Source organism: Thalassolituus sp. ST750PaO-4, assembly GCF_020320405.1.
In the GTDB taxonomy this organism is placed as follows: domain Bacteria; phylum Pseudomonadota; class Gammaproteobacteria; order Pseudomonadales; family Oceanobacteraceae; genus Venatoribacter; species Venatoribacter alkanivorans.
Genome location: NZ_JABVCB010000005.1, coordinates 121925 through 143279 on the forward strand (window position 1 = coordinate 121925; position 21355 = coordinate 143279).

The window sequence follows — 21355 nt, forward strand, 5'->3', positions numbered from 1 at the left end:
GCTTCACTCAGGTTAACGCTTCAGCGTTTATTCTTCGGAATACTCCACGGATACAGCCACTGCTGTGCCCATTGCACACTTTTGAATAACACCAGACTGACCACCGCAAGGAATATTAATCCGGCAAATGCCTGCGGAATTTTAAAGAAAGAGGTTGAGAACTGAATAAAGTAACCCAGGCCTTTTTCCGCAGCGACAAACTCCGCCACTACAGCACCGATAATGGCCAGCGTAATGGATACTTTCAGGCCGCTGAAAATATGCGGAATGGCATAAGGAATGCGGATCTGCCAGGTTTCACGATAACGCGGAGCCCGTAATGATTTACTCAGCTCAATCAGTTCTTCCGGTGTTTCCAGCATGCCGGTTGCCGCCGAAACCACCAGCGGGAAAAAGGTAATCAGACAGGTAATCAATACCCGCGACATATCGCCGGTGCCCATCAGTACAATAATCAGTGGTGCAACCGCCACCACCGGAGTCGACTGAATCACCACCAGCGCCGGATAAATAGTGCGCGATAAGACTTCCGAACGAACCATCGCAATGGCCAGCGGAATACTGATACAGATAGACAGTGCAAACCCCATCAGGGCCACCCGCAGTGTTGCCCACAGATGCTCCAGCCAGCGACTGAATTCCACGTCGAAGAAAGCATTCACAATCGATACCGGCGACGGCAGGATATACACAGGCACCTTACCGAAACGGCAGATCAGTTCCCATAACAGTACAAAGGTAATAAAGAACAGCGCCGCCGCATAACTCAGCAGCCACTGGCGGACAGGAAAAGACGTTGATTTAAGCATGGGCTTCCGGCTCATAAATATGTTTTCTGATACGTGCGGTCAGTTCAGCAAATCGCGGAGTGTTAATGGTGTTGGCGCTGCGCGGCCGCGGAATATCAATATCAATTAAATCCAGTACGGTTCCCGGACGCTGACTCATCACTAATACACGATCAGCCAGCAGCACCGCCTCGGAAATTGAGTGGGTAATAAAGAGAACGGTCTTGGGATTTTCTGTCCAGATATTCAGCAGATCAAAACCGATCTGTTCACGTGTCATGGCATCCAGCGCCGAGAACGGCTCATCCATTAATAAAATATCCGGGTTTAATAACAGCGCGCGCACAATACCGACACGCTGCTGCATACCACCGGATAATTCGTCCGGCATACGTGCCGAAAACTGTGATAAACCGGCCATCGCCAGTAATTCTTCGGCGCGGTTTTTATCGGCGGCCGTTACCAGCCCGTATTTATGTTTCAGCGGGAACAGCACATTGTCGCGTACCGTCAGCCAGGGTAATAACGTCGGCTTCTGAAAAACGATACCGACATCATCACGCGGCTCAGTCACCTGACGATCAAACACACTGACCTTACCTGCGCTGGGAATCAGCAGCCCCGCCACCATACGTAACAGCGTGGATTTACCGCAGCCGGATGGCCCCACCACCGCTACAAATTCATGGCGGTGAATTTCCAGATCAATCTGTTGTACCGCCATATTGCCAGCGGCCGGATCATAACAATGACCAACCTGTTCCATGCGTACAAAAGCACGCTCTGACGCCTTACTCATATCAGTTTTGCTCCGGCATAAAATCACGGTTAACGGCGATTTCCGGATTCATAGCATCGGCGGCAATATCGTTAGCCTGCGAAACCCACTTCCAGGTTAACGCCATACGCTCTGGTGTTAAGGCACCAAAACCGTCGTTGCTGGTTACTTCGTTATACACCAGACCGTTAATGCTGCGGATTTGTGCACTGGCAACCGCAGCATCCACCTCAGGTACCATGGCGTGAATATCGGCACCGGCTTTATCCGGGTGGGCATAGGTGAATTGCACGGCTTTGGCGTAGGCTTTAACAAAGCGTTTGGCAACGTCCGGACGCTCGCTGAGGAATTTATCGGCGGCCACTAAGGATGAGCTGTATAAATCCAGACCGCCCTCTGTCCAGGGAATAACACGCAGGGTTTTTCCGGCTTCTGCCGCTTGTTTCTCGAATAAGGCAACATTGGTGACCCAGGCGATAATGCCTTCGATATTGCCGGTCATCAGCATCGGGCTTAATGCACCCGGGTCCGATTTCACCAGCGTCACACTGTCTTCGGCCATGCCATTTTCTTTTAAAACCAGCGGTAAAAAGGCATTGGAGGAGGTAAACGGAGAGGTCGCAATTCTTTTACCGGCAACGTCTTTAAGGGTTTTAATCGAGCTGCCTTCAAGGGTGAAAAAAGCATGGGGCGCCTGAGAAAAATACGACAGCACCGCCGATACCGGTACGCCATCGCGCGCTTTGGCTGCCATTAAGGCGCCGATATCTGCAATACCAACGTCCGACTGGCCCGTCGCCATTTTGGTAACGGCATCCGTTGAGCCACGACCACTGGCAATTTTTACTTCAAGATCTTCGGCGGCAAAAAATCCCTGCTGAATACCAACATAAACCGGGGCTTTATCACCACCGGGCAACCAGTCGAGCTGGAAGGTTACTTTATCCTCCGCCAGTGTCATGGCCGAACAGCCTAACGCAGCCGCCAGTGCGGTAACCTGCAATAAAGGTTTGGTCAGTTTCTTGAACATGGATTTTCTCCTGATTTTTAAGTCGTTTGTCCGCTCCAGAAAATTCTGATCAATTGGACAGGTTTTATTCGCTATCAGCAATAACCGTACCCGAGTTCAGATTTATTTTTCGTAAGCCTGCGCCTTACGCGGAAAACGCCCTGTCGCTGAAAGGAGAGCCTAGGGCCTGTCGAGAAATAAGCTTTCGCCATAGCACCGAGAAAACACTTTATGCTTGCTTGTGGTGCATAAAGGTTGAGTCGTGACTCAATATGGGTGCAAATTTCTGCGCAGTATTCGCAGCTCGTTTGAGTTGTTGATACTTTTTATGGCGGGGAGAATAAAAGAAGGTATTGTCCGCTTTGTCAGCACACTGCTTTACCGGAAAAAATAAAGGCCTCCTGTGAGGCCTTTATTAATGACGTACTACAGGCTGAGAAATCAGTCCTGCAGCCGCAGATTACGTGTTGCACCATCCAGATGATCGGCGTCGGCTTCGGAGCCGAGTTTAATCATCAGACGCAGGTCGTTCGGTGAGTCGGCGTGAGCAATAGCATCTTCATAGGTGATTTCACCCTGCTCGTAGAGTGCATACAACGCCTGATCGTAAGTCTGCATACCCGCTTCGTTGGACTTGGCCATTAATGGCTTCAGTTCGTGCACTTCACCTTTACGGATCAGGTCCGAAGCCAGTGGTGTATTCAGCAGAACTTCCACCACCGCGCGGCGTGAACGGCCATCCGGCGTGGCAATTAACTGCTGGGCCACAATGGCGCGCAGGTTAAGGGATAAATCCATCCACACCTGGTTATGACGATCCGGCGGGAAAAAGTGAATCACACGCTCCAGCGCCTGGTTAGCGTTGTTAGCGTGCAGGGTCGCCAGACACAGGTGTCCGGTTTCGGCGAAGGTAATGGCGTGCTCCATGGTTTCGGCAGAACGCACCTCACCAATCATGATCACATCCGGCGCCTGACGCAGACAGTTTTTCAGGGCGGTATCAAAGCTCTCGGTATCTAAGCCCACTTCACGCTGGGTAATAATGCAGCCATCGTGCTGGTGAATAAATTCGATCGGGTCTTCGATGCTGAGAATATGGCCCTTACTGTTTTTATTACGGTGACCAATCATCGACGCCAGCGAGGTCGACTTACCGGCACCGGTGGCACCGACAAACAGAATCAGGCCGCGCTTGGCCATGGATATTTCTTTAATAATATCCGGCAGGCCAAGCTGATCGACACTCGGAATACGGGTTTCGATACGGCGCAGCACCATACCGGAAACGTTACGCTGATAAAAAGCACTGGCACGGAAACGCCCGATACCACTGGCATTAATGGCGAAGTTGAGTTCTTTTTTCTCCTCAAATTCGTCCTGCTGCTTGCTGTTCATCAGCCCCAGTACCACTTCGCGCGTTTGCTCGGCACTGAGCGGGTTTTTGCTTAACGGCATAATTTTACCGTTTACCTTCATGGAAGGCGGAACCCCGGCTGTAATAAACAGATCCGAGGCGCCTTTTTCCACCATCAGGCGTAAAAACTTATCCATCGCCATGTTCAGTTACCTCAGAAATTATCCGGGATTTTGGCTTTTTCACGCGCCACATCCCGGCTGATCAGACCTTTGTTCAACAGGTTCTGCAGGCACTGATCCATGGTCTGCATACCGTAAGCCGAACCGGTCTGAATGGCCGAATACATCTGGGCAATTTTATCTTCACGGATCAGGTTACGGATGGCCGGTGTACCCACCATGATTTCGTGGGCCGCAACCCGGCCGCCGCCATTCTTCTTCAGCAGAGTCTGGGAAATAACCCCCTGCAAAGATTCCGACAGCATGGAGCGCACCATGGATTTTTCTTCCGCCGGGAATACGTCGACGATACGGTCGATGGTTTTTGCCGCCGAGCTGGTGTGCAGGGTGCCGAATACAATGTGACCGGTTTCTGCCGCGGTCAGCGCCAGACGGATGGTTTCAAGGTCACGCATCTCACCCACCAGAATGACGTCCGGGTCTTCACGCAGCGCCGAACGCAGTGCTTCGTTAAAGCCTAAGGTGTCACGGTGAACTTCACGCTGGTTAACCAGCGATTTTTTCGATTCGTGTACGAATTCGATCGGGTCTTCCACGGTGAGGATGTGGTCGTATTTGCTTTCGTTGATATAGTCGATCATCGCCGCCAGCGTGGTCGATTTACCAGAACCGGTCGGGCCGGTAACCAGTACGATACCGCGTGGAATCTTCGCCAGATCTTTGAACACCTGACCCATGCCCAGCTGGTCCATGGTCAGAACTTTCGACGGAATGGTACGGAATACCGCACCGGCACCGCGGTTGTGGTTAAAGGCGTTCACACGGAAACGCGCCACACCCGGCACTTCGAACGAGAAGTCAGTCTCAAGGAACTCTTCGAAATCCTTACGCTGCTTATCGTTCATGATGTCATACACCAGGCTATGAACTTCTTTATGCCCCAGTGCTGGCAGGTTGATACGGCGCACATCGCCATCAACCCGGATCATTGGCGGCAAGCCGGCCGATAAATGCAGATCCGACGCGCCTTGCTTGGCACTGAAGGCAAGCAGTTCAGTAATATCCATAGCCACTCCTCGTTATTTTTTACTGGCTGGCCCGGCGAAGGGTGCGCCAGCCGACAAGCTTCTATATTATCAGGATTCACCAACCCGGAATGGGTTGCAGGTCAAAAAGATAAACCAAGCCCCTGAAATGTCTACTCTTGAACTGAATTACCAGAATGTGCTGCAACGCCTGCAACAGGCCTGTACACAAAACAACCGCCCTGCTCAGAGTGTACGCCTGCTTGCGGTCAGTAAGACCAAACCCGCAACTATGGTCGAGGCTGTCTACGCCCTCGGCCAGCGCAGCTTTGGTGAAAACTACCTGCAGGACGGCATGGACAAAATCACCGCCCTCAGCCATCTGACCGATATTGAATGGCATTTTATCGGCCCGCTGCAGTCCAACAAGACGCGTCCCGTCGCCGAACACTTCCAGTGGGTAGAAACCGTTGACCGTGACAAAATTGCCCGCCGCCTGAGCGAGCAACGCCCCGCTGGCCTGCCAGCGCTGAATGTACTGGTGCAGGTGAATATTTCTGCCGAAGAGCAAAAAGCCGGAGTGCTGCCCGCTGAAGCGCACGCCCTCTGCACTCTGGTCAGCGAACTGCCCAATCTGTGCCTGCGCGGCCTGATGTGTATTCCGGAAGCGACCGGTAATGAAGAGCGCCTGCGCACCCAGCTTGAGGCGATGCAGGCGCTGTATCAGCAGCTGGCGGCAGAATTTCCGGCAATGGATACGCTCTCAATGGGTATGTCCGGCGACCTGGAGCTGGCGATAGCCTGCGGCAGTACCGAGATCCGCATCGGTACCGATATTTTTGGTGCCCGCGACTATCCTGCCAACAACTGATACCGGAATGCCGGAAGAAACGGCAAACTGCTCATAATCGACCAGAATTAATGCAGCTCCCGCTCGTACCGGGCGCTGCGACTTTATACAAAAGAAGGAACCAGCATGACTCAAATCGCATTTATCGGTGGCGGTAACATGGCCTCCAGCATTATTGGCGGCCTGATCAAACAGGGCGAAACCAAGGCCAGCCTGATTCATGTTTCCGACCCCGGCGCCGAACAACGCAGCAAGCTGGAAAAAGAATTCGGTGTAACCACCCACGCCGATAACCTTGATGCCATCGCCAAAGCCGATGTCGTCATCATGGCGGTCAAACCACAGATGATGAAAGAGGTTCTCGAACCCCTGCAGGCCACCCTGAGCAAGCGTCAGCCACTGCTGATTTCCATTGCCGCCGGTATCAATATGGACAGCCTGGCACGCTGGAGCAGCTGCCGCGCCATCGTACGCTGTATGCCCAACACGCCGTCTCTGCTGGGACTGGGCGCAACCGGCCTGCTCGGCAGCAAAGACGTCAGCCTCGACCAGCGCAACCAGGCCGATTCCCTGCTGCGTGCCGTTGGCCTGACCGTGTGGGTAAAAACCGAAGCCGAAATCGATGCCGTAACCGCTGTTTCCGGCAGTGGCCCGGCGTATTATTTCCTGCTGATGGAAGCCATGATCGAAGCCGGTAAAAAGCTTGGCCTGAGCGAACAAACGGCAACCAAACTGACCCTGCAAACCGCACTGGGCGCGGGTCAGATGGCAATGCAATCCGATGTTGGTCCGGCCGAACTGCGCCGCCGTGTAACCTCTCCGGGTGGCACCACCGAGCGCGCTATTGCCACTTTTGAAGCCGCCCATATGCGCGATATTGTCGATGCTGCCTTAAAAGCCGCCAGCGACCGTGCCGCCGAGCTGAGTGAACAGCTGGGTAAAGCCTGAATAGCCGTACCGGGGTGTGCTGAGGTTTCCTGACAAATAAGACCATTGTCAGGACTGGAAAAGGCGCTGAGGCGCCTATATGTTAAAGGCTGACGGCCATAAGCGGCCGCCAGCCATTAAATATTCACGGAGTTACCATGTCACCGTTCTCTCAGGTCGGACTGTTACTGATCAATACCATCGGCAGTATGGCGCTGTTTATTATTATTCTGCGCTTTCTGCTGCAGCTGGTGCGCGCCGATTTTTACAACCCGATTTCGCAGTTTCTGGTCAAAGCCACCAATCCGGTATTAATTCCGTTACGCCGTATTATTCCGGGCTTTGGCGGACTGGACGTTGCATCACTGGTACTCGCCTATGTTGTTCAGGCGCTGTTGTTTGCCGCTATCTTTATGTTTGCCGGATATGGCCTGCCCTGGGCCAACATTCTCCTGTGGGCGCCGGTCGGACTGTTTGCGCTGCTGCTGAATATCTACTTCTGGGGTCTGGTGATTACCGTGATTGCCTCCTGGATTGCGCCAGGCTCTTACAACCCGGCACTGATTCTTATTAACCAGATTCTCGAACCTGTCGTACGTCCTATCCGCAAAATGATGCCGGATATGGGTGGCCTCGACCTGTCGCCGATTCTGGTTTTTCTGGCAATTAAAATTGTCGAAATAATGCTGCTTGGCCCGCTAGTGCAGATGCTGCAGATTCCGCGCGGACTGATCATCGGCCTGTGAGCACACCCGAACACTCTGCCGCACATTACCAATGGACAGACGGGGATTTACTCCTCGTCTGCCACCTGCAGCCCAAAGCGTCTAAAAGCGAATTCTCTGGCATACACGGTGATGCCCTGAAAGTCCGTATTCAGGCGCCACCGGTTGAAGGCAAAGCCAACAGCGAACTGGTTAAATTTCTCGCCAAACAGTTTGGCGTCAGCAAAAGTGCTGTCAGCATTATCAGTGGCGAGCTGAATCGCCATAAACGCGTGCGCATCACACAACCGCAAAGGCTGCCGGCAGAAGCCCTGATCACACAGTCTTAATCCCGCACCTCTTCTTCCCCCATCCCTTATCCCAACCCTGCACCCAACAAAAACCCCACTCTTTGTGTTATAGTGCCGCCCTCTTATCTCCTGCCGGGAGCCCCTGAATGCCGCACCGCGCTCATTTATTTTCCCTGCGCATCGCCAATGCCCTGCGCGAATCCCTGAAAGAATCACCCTACACCGCACAACGTTTTGGCAAAGATATTATTGCCGGTATCACCGTTGGTATTATCGCCATTCCGCTGTCGATGGCACTGGCAATCGCCAGCGGAGTCGCGCCGCAATACGGCCTATACACCGCCATGATTGCCGGTTTTATTATTGCCCTGACCGGCGGCTCACGCTTCAGCATTTCCGGCCCGACCGCGGCCTTTGTGGTCATTCTTTATCCCATTGCGGAAAAGTTCGGCCTCGGAGGTTTGCTGATTGCCACCCTGTTATCCGGCCTGATTCTGATTGCCATGGCCTTTGCCCGCCTTGGGCGTTTTATCGAATATATTCCCGAGTCGGTAACCCTCGGCTTTACCTCCGGTATTGCCATCGTGATTGCGACTCTGCAATTAAAGGATTTTTTCGGGCTGACTATTCAATACCCGGAAACCTATGTCGAAAAAGTACACTCCCTGGCACAGGCGTTACCCGGCTTTGATAGTGCCAGCCTGACCGTCGGCCTCACCACCTTTGCGACTCTGCTGCTGTGGAAAAAAATCAGCAGCCTGCCGCCCCATATTCCGGCACTGCTGGTTGGTGTATTAACCGCCTGGCTGCTGGGCTTACAGGGCCACGAAGTCGACACCATCGGCAGCCGTTTCAGTTATTTATTACCGGATGGTTCGGTTGGCAGCGGTATTCCACCAATATTGCCGGAATTTTTCTGGCCCTGGGAACAACCCGGCGCCGACGGCCAGCCGATTGGTTTGTCCTGGTCGCTGCTGCAGTTATTGCTGCCTGCAGCATTTTCCATTGCCATGCTCGGCGCGATTGAATCCCTGCTCTGTGCGGTGGTGCTCGATGGCATGACCAACACCCGCCACAGTGCCAACAGTGAGTTACTGGGTCAGGGTATCGGCAATATTGTGGTGCCATTTTTTGGTGGTATTACCGCCACCGCCGCCATTGCCCGCTCGGCCGCCAATTTCCGCGCCGGTGCGCAAACGCCAATCGCGGCAATGGTTCATGCCCTGGTGGTAATGGCCGGTCTGCTGGTACTGGCACCGGTACTGGCGCATTTGCCCATGGCCTCGATGGCGGCACTGTTATTACTGGTGGCGTGGAATATCAGTGAGGCCGATAAAGTGCTGCACTTTTTCCGCACCGCGCCCAGAGGCGACATTATGGTGCTGGCAACCTGCCTGAGCCTGACCGTATTGTTCGACATGGTGATCGCCATTGGCGTTGGTATCGTGCTCGCCTCGCTGTTATTTATGCGCGATATTTCCGAGATGACCAAAGTCAGCGATATCAGCGACAACAGCAAATTAATCAGCGAACCTCTGCCTGCAGGCTGGGCAGTTTATAAAATAAACGGGCCGCTGTTTTTTGCCGCCGCTGACCGGATTTTCTCTGAACTGGCGATTCACAGCCGCGATAAAAAAGCTGTGATTCTGTATATGGATGCCGTACCGGTTATTGATGCCGGCGGCCTGGCCGCCTTGCTGAAATTTTTAGCCGCCAGCGCCAAATACAATACCGAAGTGCGTATTGCCGACCTGCAGTTTCAGCCGCTGAAAACCCTCGCCCGCGCGGGGCTTAAGCCACAGGATAATATATTGTCTTTTTATCCGAGACTGCAGGATTCATTACCATAAAGAACAAGAGCCAACGATTTAAGCACTGCTGATCCGCCGGTTAATCCACGATTAACCGGCTAATGGCTTGTTCCCCGGACGTAGCGGGTTTTATTGTAAACATTGTATTTTCCCGATGGTTTTTTCATTGGCAGGCGCTTGACCTCTTCCAGTGTTTTGGAATCGTAAACAATCAGCTCACCATCATCATCCCATATGCTCAGCAGGGCATAACGACCATCACGGGTAAACTCGACATGGCCGGATGTTTTTCCCGGAGAGGGGCGCAGGGTTTTAACAATTTCCAGTGACTTTTTATCAATAATATTAATCAGGTCTTTATGCGGACCAAAGAACACATCTGACCAGGCATAAGGACTGCCATCATGACTGCGGGTAAAGAAACCCGGCCCCTGAGTATCAAGCTGGCGAATGGTTTTCCAGTTGCTCATATCAATAATGGTTAAGCGGCTGTCTTTCAGGTTTGGCGTCATAAGGACTTCAGTATCCTGGTATTTCCAGGTAATTCCTGACCCCAGATGCGGCATGCCTTCTATGCTGAGGTCTGCCACCGTATTACCGGAATCCAGATTCACGACCTGAGCACTGTTACCCTTTCTTGAAGAGCCGATAAGGTACTGATAATTCTGGTCAAAGAAAAAGTCATCCAGGTATTCACTGGTCGGAATGCGGCGTATTTGAGCATCGGTATCTGACGGGGTAATTTCCCAGACCTCGGCAATATCTTTCAGCGCTGCAACAAAGCCGTGGCGCGGTGGTGCGGTGTATACCGCACTGACACGTGAGGTTGTATCACCACTGCTGGCCGGAATAATCTTAATAAGGCTCAGATCTTTACTGCTCAGTAAAACCAGATTACCCGGCAGGTAATTAGCAGCGATCAGATATTGGCCATCTGCCGAAATGGCAAGATTGCGGGTATTGATACCAACCCGGATTTCGGCGAGATAGGTCATGTTGTAAATATCGTATTTACTGATCCAGCCATCACGGGAAGCAAAATAAACGTAACGCCCATCCGGTGAAAATTTAGGGCCGCCATGCAGGGCGAAACGGGTTTTAAAACGGGTTATGGCTTCAAATTTATCGCCGTCCAGCAGAGTGGCGGAATGATCACCCAGCTCCACCACAATAAACAGATTCTGCGGGTCTGCACTGAACAGTGGCTTGTCGTTATCAGGAACCGGATAGCTTACCCGCGACTGTGTAATATCTTTTTCTTCCCAACGCGGAGGTTCAGCCGGCGGGCTGTAAATCAGCTCAATCAGCCGCTGCAGTTTTTCTTCCGGAATCTGTCTGGCAAAGGCCGGCATCTGAGTCAGGACGCGACCATGCAGCATAACATTCAGTGCCTCTGCTTTACGCAAACGTGCCAGGCTTTCCGGCAGCAGTGCCGGCCCCATGGCTCCGGTACGCTGCGCACCATGACAACCGGCACAATGATCCTGATATATCTGCAGGGCCTCAGAGTCTTCTGCCGTGCTGGTCTGCGCCACACAGGTCAGAATGCTCAGGTTGCCGATAAGCAATGGCAGCAGCCAACGGGAAAGAGGGTTCAACATGCGACAGACTCCTGTACAACCGGCTGGAATTCGTCATAGGCGAGAGCAGTAACGCTGCCAATAATCAGCAGTGATGGCGGACGGATATCTTCGCGGGCAACAAGCCGTGGCAGATCGTCCAGAGTGGAGCGCAGAACCCGCTGTTGTGGTGTCGTGCCACGCTCGATAACCGCAACCGGCGTCTCTGCTGCCAGACCAGCAGCCGTCAGATTCTCAGTAATAACAACCGCACTGTTGACCCCCATATAAAACACCAGGGTTTGTCCGGGCTGGGCCAGCGCCTGCCAGTTGAGGTCAAGCTCGCCATCCTTTTTCAGGTGCCCGGTAACCAGCGTGCAGCTTTGCGCATGATCACGGTGGGTCAGCGGGATACCGGCGTATGTGGCACAGCCGGAAGCGGCGGTAATGCCGGGGATGACCCGATAGCAAAGGCCGGCATGACGCAGATCTTCAATCTCTTCCCCGCCACGGCCAAAAATATAAGGGTCCCCTCCCTTAAGGCGGACAATACGTTTTCCGGTACGGGCCAGACGAACCAGCAACTGGTTGATTTCTTCCTGTGGCAGAACATGGTCTCCGGCAGCTTTGCCCACATAGATGGTCTGACACTGCGGCGGCAGGAGTGCCATGATGCCGGCCCCGACCAGGCGGTCATAAATAACCGTGTCAGCCTGGGCCAGCAGGCGCAGCGCCCTTACTGTCAGCAACCCGGGATCGCCGGGACCAGCACCGATCAGCGCGACTTCGCCCGGTTGCAGTGGTGAGTCATCAGGCACAGAGGACAACATCTGATTAAGGATTGGCGGGTGCATAATTAGTCTCCAGTTATCCTTCGGCCTGCAGCAGCGGAATCTGCACGGGCTGATGCGGATTAATTTCGTCATCACTCAGGTAGCAGGCCGGATCTTCAGCCCAGGGATTTCCTGTCATCTGAAAGGCACGTACACGGGTATTTCCGCCACACAGATTCAGGTATTGGCAGGTGGCGCAGCGTCCTTCCAGCGGGCGGGGGGTCTGACGCATTCCCTGCATCAGCGGATCGGTGGTATTGCGCCAGATATCACTGAAGGGACGTTCGCGGACATTGCCGAGATTATGTTTCCACCAGAAGGTGTCCGGATGAACCTGGCCAAGGTTATCGATGTTGGCGATATTCACACCGGATGAATTTCCTCCCCACTGCACCAGCTTCTGCTGTAGCAGATCGGCACGTTCAGGGTAGTGTTGCCGTGCCCACATAAGCAGCCAGACACCATCGGCATCATTATTACCCGTGACATACTCACGGTTTTTACCGGCTTTAAGTTCGCTCTGGCAGCGTTCAAATAAATCCGTCATTACCCTGCGGGTAGTGTTCAGGAAGGCATCCTGTTTACGGTTACGCCCTCCCCGTCCGGCATAATTCAGGTGGGATAAATAAAATTTGTCGATATCCAGCTGATCCATAAGATCCAGCATGGCGGGCAGCTGTGGTGCATTTTCTTCCGTCAGGGTAAAGCGCCCGCCCACCCGGATACCATGTTCACGGCACAGTGCCATCGCATCCAGAGAGGCACGGTAAGCTCCCTTCATCTGCCGGAAGCGGTCATGGGTTTCTTCATCGCCGTCCAGACTGATGCCAACGTAATCAAACCCCGCCGCCGCCAGCTGCTGAATATTGTCACGGTTGATCAGTGTGCCATTGGTGGATAATCCAACATAAAAACCCAGCTCACGCGCCTTCCGCGCAATATCATAAATATCCGGCCGCATCAGCGGTTCACCGCCGGAAAGTATCAGGGCCGGTACCCGGAACTGGCGCAGATCCTCCAGTGTGCGGAATACTTCTTCTGTGCTCAGCTCGCCGTGGAAGTGGGTGTCAGCCGAGGTTGAATAGCAGTGTTTACAGGTCAGATTGCAACGCCGGATCAGATTCCAGATCACCACCGGGCCTGGCGGCTTGCGTGCCGGAGGCAGCGGCTGATCCGACAGTAACCACTCCATCTGCTGAGTCAGTCTGAACATAAAAACCTCCGGTTATTGCGATGTGCCGGCCAGACGAAGACCGGTTTTCTTCAGAATTTGACTGCTGTACAGCACATCATGGCGATGACAACTGTCTCCCAGCAGAGTGCGGATGCGGCTCACCAGTTCTTCAACCTGTTCGCAGCTGGTGCCGTGTACCATGGCAAACAGGTTATAGGGCCACTGTTCACCTTTGGCCGGACGCTGATAGCAGTGGCTGACATAGCCACTGGCGGCCAGTCTGGCCCCGGCTGCGGACAGCTGCTGCGGATCAATTTCCCAGACACTCATGCCGTTAAAGCGGTAGCCGATAGCGTAATGATTCGGCACCAGCGCAATACGCCGGATCACACCGCGATCCTGCATTTGCTGCAGGCTATCCAGCACCTCCTGTTCACTGACACCTAACTGCCGGGCCAGCTGCAGATAGGGTTTTTCATGCAGCGGCAGCCCCTGCTGGGTCAGCTGCATCAGGCGTTGCATCAGAGGGCTGAGCGCAGACTCAGACCGGCAGATAGAGCTGCACATAAAACTCCTGCTCCTTGGGAAAATTCAGCATTTCGCAACCGCTGGCTTTTTCCAGCTCGTCCAGTACGCAGGCAACCTGCTGCGGCTGTTCGCAGGCCAGCACAAACCACATATTCAGCCAGTGCTCACGCCGGTAGTTATGGGCAACCTCATGGCGGGCATTAACAAGCGCAGCAACCTCTTCAAATCGGTGTTCATCGACGTGCGTGGCAACCAGCGTAAAAGCGCCACCGGCACGCTCAATCTGAAACATCGGGCCAAAACGGGTGGCCAGGCCGCTGTCGAGAAACAGCGTTATGCGTTCCAGAATCACCGCCGGTGTTGTCTGAAGTTCTTCCGCCAGCTGCTGAAAAGGCTCTGAACAAACAGGTAATCCCTGTTGCAAACGGTTGATCAGCGCCCGGTTCAACTCATCGCTGAGCAACGTCTGATATGTTTCAGTTACCATTGGCCGCACCTTTTGCATCAGGCTCAAAATAGTCGCCACCACACTGCTTAAACTGCTGCCGGCTGAACAATATTTGAAAAGGGAAAACCGACAGGCCAAGGCTCTGGCGCAGCTGCGCAATCTGCTGCAACACCTGATCACGACAGCGGCCATGAATCATGCAGAACAGGTTGTAATGCCAGCCGGGACGCCGCGGACGCCGGTAGCAAAGTGACACCCGGCCACTGGCAGCAATGGTTTCACCAACCAGATCGACCTGCTCTGTTGGAATATCAAATACCAGCATGGCATTGGCGTTGTAGCCCAGCTGATGGTGATCGACGATGGCCCCCATACGTCTGATCAGCCCCTCCTGTTGCCAATGCTGAATCCGTTGCAGAACCTGTTCTTCACTCAGCCCTGTTTGTTGCGCCAATACCCGGTACGGGCGGGAGTCGAGAGGCAATCCCTGCTGCAGCAGGAATTTCAGTTGTTGCTCAGCGTTTTGCACAGACATCATCCGCCCCTCCATTCCAGTTCAGCGGAAATCCGAGGTTGATGTGGTAAGCCTGCTCCATTGGCAGCACCAGTACCGGCCACGGATGACGCTCACATATGGCTTCCAGGCGTTGCTGCAAAGCCTGATCATGGCTGGCCGTCAGCACAAACCACAGATTGTATTGATGCTCCCGCTCATAGTTATGATTGATGCCGGCAAAGGTATTCAGGCTGAGCGCTTCCTGTTCCAGCTTGTCAGCCGGAATTGCCATCGCCACCAGCGTACTGGCTCCGGCACGGTGATGATCGAATACCGGGCCAAGACGTCTGATCAGCCCCCGCTGAATTAAATCGTCTATGGCGGCAATAACATCGGCTTCGTTGCTGCCCAGTTCGCTGGCCATATCCTGATATGGCGTCAGTGATGACGGCAGATGTTGCTGGTAACCATCAATAATGGCCCGCTGTAAATCCGTCAGAGCCGGAACCGTCATACTCATCTCCTCTTAAAGACCAATGACATGAGCACGGCGGGTCAGAAAAATACCGCTCGGACTATGAACCGGCAGTGTGGCTTTTTTCTCATAGGTGGCAGTGTCATAAAGCTGTACCTGATGATCGTCCCGGACCGATACCCAGACCTGCTCACCACGGGGAGAAAATTCCATATGCAACACTGCAGTACCAGGATTAATGGTGCGTAATAAACTGAAGTTTTCCGCATCAAGAACCTGGACCTGATTATTATCGGGGAAAGCAAAAGAGACCCATATTTCACGGTCATCCGGACGGGCCATAACAAATACAGGTTGTCCCGCAACCGGAATATGCGCCACCTGTTGCCAGGTATCACTGTCAATTACCAGTACCTGATGATGACCGACTCCCGGTACAAATAAATAATTACCAGACTGAGCCCAGCCCTCGAGATGCGGCATTTTGTATACCGGCAGGCGCTGGTCCTTGTTGCCATAATCCGGCAAAACCCGTACCGGAGCCTGCTGCGGATGCCAGAGATCAAGGCGTGCCATACCGGGTTCTCCAAACAAACCCGCCACATAAAAACGGCCATTATCGGTAATTAATGCGTCGTATGGTTTTTTGCCGATATTTTTATGACGGCGAATATCCCACTCACCATCAACAGCAAAGTGTGAGAAATCCGCGATCCAGATTTCATTGCCATCAAACAGGCTGAAAACAAAGCGGTTACCCGGCGCATCAACCAAACCAACTGTTTTTGACGATTTTTCTGCGCCACTGTCATCGGTGTAAACCGCCGGAATATCGGCAACAAGTTCCAGTGTTGCCGCATCAAACACACGTACCCCTCCGGGACTGTAATTAGAGACGGCAATCAGCTTTCCATCCTGAGAAATGGCACCACCAATACTGTTGCCACTCTGCAGAATACGCTTATCGATTTTTTTCAGAATAAGATCGACTTTAGTCAGACCACCATCACGTCCGAAGACATAGGCGAAACGTTCATCGCGGGAAAAAACAACCGACGCGTGTGATAAATCACCAAGCCCATTAATCGTGGCTACAAGGTTCTGCCCGGTACTGTTAAAAACAGCCAGACTTCCGCTTTCCCGTTCAATAATAACGCCAAGATCACCGCTGGCATAAACCGTTGCCGGTTTTTCAGACATTTGACTGCAGGCAGCATTCAGAAGCACCGTTAAGATTAAAATACAGTATTTCATTGTCCGGTCTCCGGAAGAGGGCTGAGAATAATATTTACCAGATAATTAATTTCATCATCCTGCAGCAAAGGTTCCCAGGGCGGCATGGCCGTACCGCTTATTCCTTTGCTGATAATATGTTGCAGATATTCAGGATCACGGCTGCGCAGATCCTGCGGCAGCAGACTGGGACCAAGCCCGCCTTTAAGCGTCATGCCATGACATGAACCGCAATCATGCTTAAGAAGATGAACCAGTCCTGCCTGCTGTTCTTTTGTAAGATCAGCCCGGGCCGGCATAAACAGCAGACAGAGCAGTGCCAGCAGCAGTATCCGGTTAACGTACATCCTGTTCACCTTGCACCCCGATCCAAACAACTGTTCCGGATACTAGCAGCCTGCTTCTTTCCAAACCTGACTCAACTCAACAACTTAAAGCCATGCATCTGCGCACAGGTGGTATTTACATACCCATTAATTTCCACAAAATCCGGACAATCACTACCCTAAGCGTATTGCAGAAGAATCCTGAATTACGCTAATGCGATAAGCGTTAATAACAATAGAGGCTTACGGTAAGCAGAAATAATGGGGCACTACACGACTTTAAAAAATAAACGCCATAAGTGGCGACAAGCTAATCAATACCCCTGCATTGCAGATAAGTCATACAACAAACAATAAAAAAGCCCGCGTATAACGCGGGCTTTTTATGTCTGACAACTCGGTAATTACTTACCTTTTAACTGCAGCGTCTCTACCGCCTGCGTTTTAATATCCGCCGCTTTAAACAGCATCGGACGCCACTGCAGGTTGCTGTAGTTCAGCGTCTGGTCGGTGAAGAATTCCGACTCAGGATCATGTGACTGACCGTAGCTCAGGAACATTTCTGCCTCAGGGCCGTTATCACCGTATTGCAGCGCCATCACGAAGCTGGAGCCGTAATTAATGCGGTAACGCTCGGTCGCACCATTGCCGTCTTCATCCAGTGATACCAGCGGCGAATCGGCGCGTTTGCTGCCCACCAGATTGGTTGCCAGCTCGGAGGTTGAGCGTGATGGCACCGCACTGGAAGCCATATTAAATACGCCTTCATACGAGTTGGCGCCGGTAATCGCAATCGGATCTTTGCCTGCGGCTTTAATCACGTACTGCACCGAACCCAGCGTCGCATCCAGCGCAATACCGGCATCGGTCAGACGCTTGGCGGCGGCGGCCAGTGCCTGCAGTACCGGGTCGTTATCGACATCACCGGCGTCAATCGCCACCAGACCAGACGGCGTGGTTGCTGCCTGCTGGGCACTGAAAGGTACGGCGAACAGGCTGTCAGACAAATCACGGTGACCGGAAACACGGAAGGCCGCGAGGAATTCACGCATCACCTGCGCACCGGTGCTGTTCAGGTTGTACTTACCATCCCAGTTGGCCAGCGCGGTACAGGCGGCGGTTAAATCAAAGGCCGAGCCGTTTACCTGAATGCTGTTGTGGTTGGTACAGCGGGTTACCAGTTCGTTGCGGAAGTCACCGCCAAACAGCGAGCCGTTATGGGTCAGTACGGTTTCCAGCTCACTCAGGGTAAAGCGGTTATCAGCACCAGCCAGACCGGTTCCCGACATATCGCTGATCAGCTGGGCGTTGTAGCGGGTACGCGGGCTGCGCACAATCTGCTCCGGGCCGTACATCAGGCTGTAGCCTGTCAGAGGTTCAGCCACGTTGGTCAGCCAGTGGCTGCTGTTGGCGTTGTATACATAGTCGCTGCGCGTAACCTGTGGCGCCTTGCTGAACGGCACCAGACCCGGCGCTCCGGCATCACCCGTATCGACCCACTCGTACAATGAGTTATTACCCGGTAACAGCACGCTGCCGGCGCCGTCCTGCCAGATCGGTGCCAACTGCGGGCTCTGGGATGCCATACCCCAGTAAGCTTCAGCCTGTGGGCTGAGCTGCGGTACCTGAGTGCCGTCGATATAAGAAGCCGTACCGTCGTCGGCAATCATCAGGGTATTTACCCACGGAATGCCCTGATGATCGGCAAAGGCTTGGAAGAATTCTTCGCGGTTTTTCGCTTTATCCATTGCGATCCACTGTTCCAGCATGCGGGTGTTACCGGCGTTGGCATCGCGGAAGGTGACGGCCGAACTGGTTGTCCAGCCCAGTGCCGGAGACAATGACGCCAGATTCACCATCGGCCCGAAGTGGCTGAAGTACAGGGTGTGCGGCACATCCACCAGCGAGCCGTCGCCCTGCTTCACTTTTACCGTGACGGTTTTGCTGCTGAGCTCGCGGTATTCACCATCAAACTTGTAGCGCAGCGGATCGGCCGGATCGAGCTCCAGCTGATACAGGGTAAAGCGCTTCGACTGCGACACGGTGTGCGTCCAGCCCAGGTTCTGGTTGTAGCCGATCACCACCGCCGGCAGACCCACCATGCCCACACCGTTAACATCCAGTTCGCCGGGAATGGTCAGATGCTGCTGGTAAAAGCGCAGCTCGCCATCCCATGGGAAGTGAGGGTTTCCTAACAGCGCAGAGCTGGCGCCATCAACACGATCACTGCCCAGCGCCCAGCCATTACTGCCAATACCTTCAGAGGTAAAAACATGACCTGCATCCAGTTGTGCACTGTCGACCGCAGCAACCGTAGCGACCGGCGGCTGTGCCGCAGCCATCGCCGCGAGGAAGTTACGAGCACTCGACAGCCCGGCCAGGTCCAGCTGATAAGCCAGCAGATCCTGCGCCGTGATGCTGGTTACCCAGTCGGCACCGCGACACGGCGACGGATATTCCTGCGGACCGGCACGCTCACTCAGCGAGCGGTTAAAACCGGCAGCATAGCCCTGCAGCAGCCCTCTGGTCGTTGCTGATAAACCACTGTACAGCTGGGCGGCTTCAGCCGGATAATCCATGGCTTTGTAGCCCAGATCCGACAGCAGATTGGCATTGCCGCTACCGGCGCCAAAGTATTCGGACTTCTGTGATTTAAGCTTCAGCAGTTGTTCGGACAGGGTGCAGAGGTTTTCTCTGGCCTGCGCATAACCGATACCGTAACCCAGACTGGGATAGTCTTTGGCCTCAATATGCGGCACACCATGGGCGGTATAGGTGATCTGTGCTTCGTAGGAATGGCTTGCATTGCTCTTATCGTCATTGCAGCCTGTTAATAAGGCGCAGCTTAATGCGCTCAGCGCGTACAGGCCGGGCTTCTTCAGGACACTGCCTAAATGCATCGGGGTTTCCTCACTTGTTATGATTATGTGACAGGAAATAGTATTAGACGCCGGAACGACAACAGGATCGTCCGTATCGATAGATCCGACACCAAAGAAAAATAACTTTAAAAACAAACACTTACACGTACGGTTCGATCTATCCGAACTTTAGTTGGTCTCTCTGAGAGGTATTGATGAACTACGAAGCAGGCGCAGCAGCGCTGATCGGACTGTGCCTCAGCAGTGTGCTGCTGCTGGCCACCCTGAGCTGGATGGTAAATCATGCCCACACCCGCCTGACCATCGCCTGGCTTTTGGGGCTGGCAACACTGGTGATGCTGCAATCGCTGGAGTTTCTCTATCACGCCACCGATATGTTTCTGCGCTGGCCGTTCTTTCTGAAACTGATCGACCCACTGGTTGTGCTGCTGCCACTCACATTGTATGGCTATCAGCGCGCGCTGCAGGGCGACAATATTTTTCACCCGCGCAGACAAATGCTGCTGCACTTATCTCCGGCCTTCATCGTCGCATTAATGGACGTTCCTTACTGGAACCTGCCCGCGGCCGAACGCATCGACTGGATGCTGAAGGTACGGATCGACGAAAGCCTGTGGCAGCCACTGGCCCCTTACGGCAACGACTACCTCGCCATTATCGCCGGACTCAGCCTGCTGTACTGGTGGCGGCAGCGCACTCTGGGCTATCAGGGACGCAAAGCCAGACTCGGCAGCTGGATTAATAAACTGCAGACCGTACAACTAATTATTGCCCTCTCGTTGCTGGGCCGTATTCTGCTCAGCCAGGGCTTTGGCTGGAACCTGTCGGTGGCCTTTGCCCTCGCGCCTACCAGCGCCTACCTGCTGTATCTGATGCTCAGTCACGCCCAGTTGCCGCAAAGTCTGCCCCCGCGTCAGCCATTGGCAACGTCATCCAAACCAGACAACACAGACCCGGGCAGCGCAGACCCGGACAGCAGCAACGCCACACCAGCCGATGCCAGCGCAGCTACCGCCAACAATGCCCAGCAGGAACTCTTCGCCGAGCTGCAGCAGGCACTGGCCAATGGCGCATTCCGCGATAACGAACTGTCGCTCGGCAAGCTGGCCGCCATGTGTGGCATGACCACCCATCAGGCATCGGCGGCCATTAACCAGTGTTCGGGCAGTAATTTTTACGACTGGCTCAACCGCTACCGGATTGATGCCGCGCAACAGGCACTGCGCAACAGCGATACGCCGGTGTCACGCATCTGTTTTGATGTCGGCTTTAATTCGAAGTCGACCTTTAACACCGCCTTCCGCCGCCTGAGCGGCGTTACTCCCAGTGAGTTCCGCAAAAGGCACCAATCATGACCCTGATATTTCATGACCTGGCCCTTATCCTGCTGCTATGCGTGTTGCTGGCCAGTGCAGAGACGCTGCAGGGAATTGTCAGAGCTGCAGTGCTGGTGCCGCGGCTGGGTAAGAAAACCGCCCTTAAAATCAGCGCCATAACCAGTTCGCTGCCGGGGCCTGTTAACACTAATTAAATCGGGCCTGCTGAGAGTCAGTTTTTCTCAGAACAAGGAGAGAGGATTGATATTAGCGGGCTAAATGAATGACGAACGACGATGTTAATGGGGAAAACTGGCCTCAGCCCGAAGGGTTATGGCTAAAAATC

At 53.7% G+C, this 21355-nt stretch carries 22 protein-coding genes; 7 read left to right on the forward strand and 15 right to left on the reverse strand.

Annotation, left to right across the window (positions count from 1 at the left end; all coding sequences use genetic code 11):
- Positions 1 to 20 precede the first annotated feature (20 nt).
- The 5 genes from HUF18_RS02960 to HUF18_RS02980 form a co-directional block, all read right to left on the reverse strand.
- The gene (locus HUF18_RS02960) at positions 21 to 809 is read right to left on the reverse strand and encodes an ABC transporter permease (RefSeq protein WP_225691082.1); all 789 of its coding nucleotides are present in this window, start codon (positions 807 to 809) and stop codon (positions 21 to 23) included.
- Positions 802 to 1587: an ABC transporter ATP-binding protein gene (locus HUF18_RS02965; RefSeq protein WP_225691083.1), complete on the reverse strand. Its 786-nt coding sequence runs from the start codon at positions 1585 to 1587 to the stop codon at positions 802 to 804. The genes HUF18_RS02960 and HUF18_RS02965 overlap by 8 nt, the downstream gene beginning before the upstream one ends.
- Position 1588: 1 nt before the next feature.
- Positions 1589 to 2596: an ABC transporter substrate-binding protein gene (locus HUF18_RS02970; RefSeq protein ID WP_225691084.1), complete on the reverse strand. Its 1008-nt coding sequence runs from the start codon at positions 2594 to 2596 to the stop codon at positions 1589 to 1591.
- Positions 2597 to 3016: 420 nt separating this feature from the next.
- The gene (locus HUF18_RS02975; protein WP_145467872.1) at positions 3017 to 4132 is read right to left on the reverse strand and encodes a PilT/PilU family type 4a pilus ATPase; all 1116 of its coding nucleotides are present in this window, start codon (positions 4130 to 4132) and stop codon (positions 3017 to 3019) included.
- An 11-nt stretch (positions 4133 to 4143) separates the two neighbouring features.
- The gene (locus tag HUF18_RS02980; RefSeq protein WP_145467870.1) at positions 4144 to 5178 is read right to left on the reverse strand and encodes a type IV pilus twitching motility protein PilT; all 1035 of its coding nucleotides are present in this window, start codon (positions 5176 to 5178) and stop codon (positions 4144 to 4146) included.
- 127 nt (positions 5179 to 5305) lie between these two features.
- Between HUF18_RS02980 and HUF18_RS02985 the strand changes: the two genes are divergently transcribed.
- The 5 genes from HUF18_RS02985 (at position 5306) to dauA (ending at position 9778) form a co-directional block, all read left to right on the forward strand.
- Positions 5306 to 6007: a YggS family pyridoxal phosphate-dependent enzyme gene (locus tag HUF18_RS02985; RefSeq protein WP_145467868.1), complete on the forward strand. Its 702-nt coding sequence runs from the start codon at positions 5306 to 5308 to the stop codon at positions 6005 to 6007.
- Positions 6008 to 6112: 105 nt separating this feature from the next.
- Positions 6113 to 6934, forward strand: a complete 822-nt coding sequence (gene proC / locus HUF18_RS02990) for a pyrroline-5-carboxylate reductase (protein WP_225691085.1) — start codon at positions 6113 to 6115, stop codon at positions 6932 to 6934.
- 137 nt (positions 6935 to 7071) lie between these two features.
- Positions 7072 to 7659 carry a YggT family protein gene (locus tag HUF18_RS02995; RefSeq protein ID WP_145467864.1) on the forward strand — a complete coding sequence of 196 codons (588 nt, stop codon included), beginning with the start codon at positions 7072 to 7074 and terminating at the stop codon, positions 7657 to 7659.
- Positions 7656 to 7967, forward strand: a complete 312-nt coding sequence (locus HUF18_RS03000) for a DUF167 family protein (protein ID WP_225691086.1) — start codon at positions 7656 to 7658, stop codon at positions 7965 to 7967. Before HUF18_RS02995 ends, HUF18_RS03000 begins: the two co-directional genes overlap by 4 nt.
- 107 nt (positions 7968 to 8074) lie before the next feature.
- Entirely contained in the window at positions 8075 to 9778 is a 1704-nt protein-coding gene (gene dauA / locus HUF18_RS03005; RefSeq protein WP_225691087.1) for a C4-dicarboxylic acid transporter DauA, read from the forward strand.
- A gap of 59 nt (positions 9779 to 9837) precedes the next feature.
- Here the strand turns inward: dauA and HUF18_RS03010 are convergent, their stop codons facing one another.
- The 10 genes from HUF18_RS03010 to HUF18_RS03055 form a co-directional block, all read right to left on the reverse strand.
- Positions 9838 to 11340 (reverse strand): cytochrome D1 domain-containing protein, encoded by a 1503-nt coding sequence (locus HUF18_RS03010; protein ID WP_225691088.1) that lies wholly within the window; start codon positions 11338 to 11340, stop codon positions 9838 to 9840.
- Complete coding sequence (gene cobA, locus HUF18_RS03015) at positions 11334 to 12152, reverse strand: uroporphyrinogen-III C-methyltransferase (protein ID WP_225691089.1); 819 nt, start codon at positions 12150 to 12152, stop codon at positions 11334 to 11336. Before cobA ends, HUF18_RS03010 begins: the two co-directional genes overlap by 7 nt.
- Positions 12153 to 12165: 13 nt before the next feature.
- A complete protein-coding gene (nirJ, locus tag HUF18_RS03020) occupies positions 12166 to 13344 on the reverse strand; it encodes a heme d1 biosynthesis radical SAM protein NirJ (RefSeq protein ID WP_225691090.1) in 1179 nt (392 codons plus the stop codon).
- A gap of 12 nt (positions 13345 to 13356) precedes the next feature.
- Positions 13357 to 13872, reverse strand: coding sequence for a siroheme decarboxylase subunit beta (gene ahbB, locus HUF18_RS03025; protein ID WP_225691091.1), 516 nt, complete (start codon positions 13870 to 13872; stop codon positions 13357 to 13359).
- Positions 13847 to 14320, reverse strand: coding sequence for an Lrp/AsnC family transcriptional regulator (locus HUF18_RS03030; RefSeq protein WP_225691092.1), 474 nt, complete (start codon positions 14318 to 14320; stop codon positions 13847 to 13849). Before HUF18_RS03030 ends, ahbB (HUF18_RS03025) begins: the two co-directional genes overlap by 26 nt.
- Positions 14310 to 14819 (reverse strand): siroheme decarboxylase subunit beta, encoded by a 510-nt coding sequence (ahbB, locus tag HUF18_RS03035; protein WP_222428505.1) that lies wholly within the window; start codon positions 14817 to 14819, stop codon positions 14310 to 14312. The genes HUF18_RS03030 and ahbB (HUF18_RS03035) overlap by 11 nt, the downstream gene beginning before the upstream one ends.
- Entirely contained in the window at positions 14797 to 15291 is a 495-nt protein-coding gene (locus tag HUF18_RS03040; RefSeq protein WP_145467848.1) for an Lrp/AsnC family transcriptional regulator, read from the reverse strand. Before HUF18_RS03040 ends, ahbB (HUF18_RS03035) begins: the two co-directional genes overlap by 23 nt.
- A 12-nt stretch (positions 15292 to 15303) precedes the next feature.
- Positions 15304 to 16452 carry a cytochrome D1 domain-containing protein gene (locus HUF18_RS03045; RefSeq protein WP_274704255.1) on the reverse strand — a complete coding sequence of 383 codons (1149 nt, stop codon included), beginning with the start codon at positions 16450 to 16452 and terminating at the stop codon, positions 15304 to 15306.
- Between the two features lie 50 nt (positions 16453 to 16502).
- Positions 16503 to 16832 (reverse strand): c-type cytochrome, encoded by a 330-nt coding sequence (locus HUF18_RS03050; protein ID WP_225691093.1) that lies wholly within the window; start codon positions 16830 to 16832, stop codon positions 16503 to 16505.
- Positions 16833 to 17215: 383 nt separating this feature from the next.
- Entirely contained in the window at positions 17216 to 19711 is a 2496-nt protein-coding gene (locus tag HUF18_RS03055) for a penicillin acylase family protein (protein WP_225691094.1), read from the reverse strand.
- Positions 19712 to 19887: 176 nt separating this feature from the next.
- On the opposite strand from HUF18_RS03055, the gene HUF18_RS03060 reads away from it, so the two are divergent.
- Together HUF18_RS03060 and HUF18_RS03065 are read left to right on the forward strand one after the other, a co-directional pair.
- Entirely contained in the window at positions 19888 to 21048 is a 1161-nt protein-coding gene (locus HUF18_RS03060) for a helix-turn-helix domain-containing protein (RefSeq protein ID WP_225691095.1), read from the forward strand.
- Positions 21045 to 21224, forward strand: a complete 180-nt coding sequence (locus HUF18_RS03065; protein WP_225691096.1) for a hypothetical protein — start codon at positions 21045 to 21047, stop codon at positions 21222 to 21224. Before HUF18_RS03060 ends, HUF18_RS03065 begins: the two co-directional genes overlap by 4 nt.
- Positions 21225 to 21355 lie beyond the last annotated feature (131 nt).

Coding starts and splice junctions, on each gene's coding strand:
- HUF18_RS02985 (WP_145467868.1), top strand. CDS start 5,306: ATGTCTACTCTTGAACTGAATTACCAGAATGTGCTGCAACGCCTGCAA.
- HUF18_RS02970 (WP_225691084.1), bottom strand. CDS start 2,596: ATGTTCAAGAAACTGACCAAACCTTTATTGCAGGTTACCGCACTGGCG.
- HUF18_RS03055 (WP_225691094.1), bottom strand. CDS start 19,711: ATGCATTTAGGCAGTGTCCTGAAGAAGCCCGGCCTGTACGCGCTGAGC.
- ahbB (WP_222428505.1), bottom strand. CDS start 14,819: ATGATGTCTGTGCAAAACGCTGAGCAACAACTGAAATTCCTGCTGCAG.
- HUF18_RS02960 (WP_225691082.1), bottom strand. CDS start 809: ATGCTTAAATCAACGTCTTTTCCTGTCCGCCAGTGGCTGCTGAGTTAT.
- HUF18_RS02965 (WP_225691083.1), bottom strand. CDS start 1,587: ATGAGTAAGGCGTCAGAGCGTGCTTTTGTACGCATGGAACAGGTTGGT.
- HUF18_RS03040 (WP_145467848.1), bottom strand. CDS start 15,291: ATGACGGTTCCGGCTCTGACGGATTTACAGCGGGCCATTATTGATGGT.
- cobA (WP_225691089.1), bottom strand. CDS start 12,152: ATGCACCCGCCAATCCTTAATCAGATGTTGTCCTCTGTGCCTGATGAC.
- proC (WP_225691085.1), top strand. CDS start 6,113: ATGACTCAAATCGCATTTATCGGTGGCGGTAACATGGCCTCCAGCATT.
- HUF18_RS03065 (WP_225691096.1), top strand. CDS start 21,045: ATGACCCTGATATTTCATGACCTGGCCCTTATCCTGCTGCTATGCGTG.
- HUF18_RS02975 (WP_145467872.1), bottom strand. CDS start 4,132: ATGGCGATGGATAAGTTTTTACGCCTGATGGTGGAAAAAGGCGCCTCG.
- HUF18_RS03030 (WP_225691092.1), bottom strand. CDS start 14,320: ATGGTAACTGAAACATATCAGACGTTGCTCAGCGATGAGTTGAACCGG.
- HUF18_RS02980 (WP_145467870.1), bottom strand. CDS start 5,178: ATGGATATTACTGAACTGCTTGCCTTCAGTGCCAAGCAAGGCGCGTCG.
- ahbB (WP_225691091.1), bottom strand. CDS start 13,872: ATGTGCAGCTCTATCTGCCGGTCTGAGTCTGCGCTCAGCCCTCTGATG.
- dauA (WP_225691087.1), top strand. CDS start 8,075: ATGCCGCACCGCGCTCATTTATTTTCCCTGCGCATCGCCAATGCCCTG.
- HUF18_RS03060 (WP_225691095.1), top strand. CDS start 19,888: ATGAACTACGAAGCAGGCGCAGCAGCGCTGATCGGACTGTGCCTCAGC.
- HUF18_RS03050 (WP_225691093.1), bottom strand. CDS start 16,832: ATGTACGTTAACCGGATACTGCTGCTGGCACTGCTCTGTCTGCTGTTT.
- HUF18_RS03010 (WP_225691088.1), bottom strand. CDS start 11,340: ATGTTGAACCCTCTTTCCCGTTGGCTGCTGCCATTGCTTATCGGCAAC.
- HUF18_RS02995 (WP_145467864.1), top strand. CDS start 7,072: ATGTCACCGTTCTCTCAGGTCGGACTGTTACTGATCAATACCATCGGC.
- nirJ (WP_225691090.1), bottom strand. CDS start 13,344: ATGTTCAGACTGACTCAGCAGATGGAGTGGTTACTGTCGGATCAGCCG.
- HUF18_RS03045 (WP_274704255.1), bottom strand. CDS start 16,452: ATGTCTGAAAAACCGGCAACGGTTTATGCCAGCGGTGATCTTGGCGTT.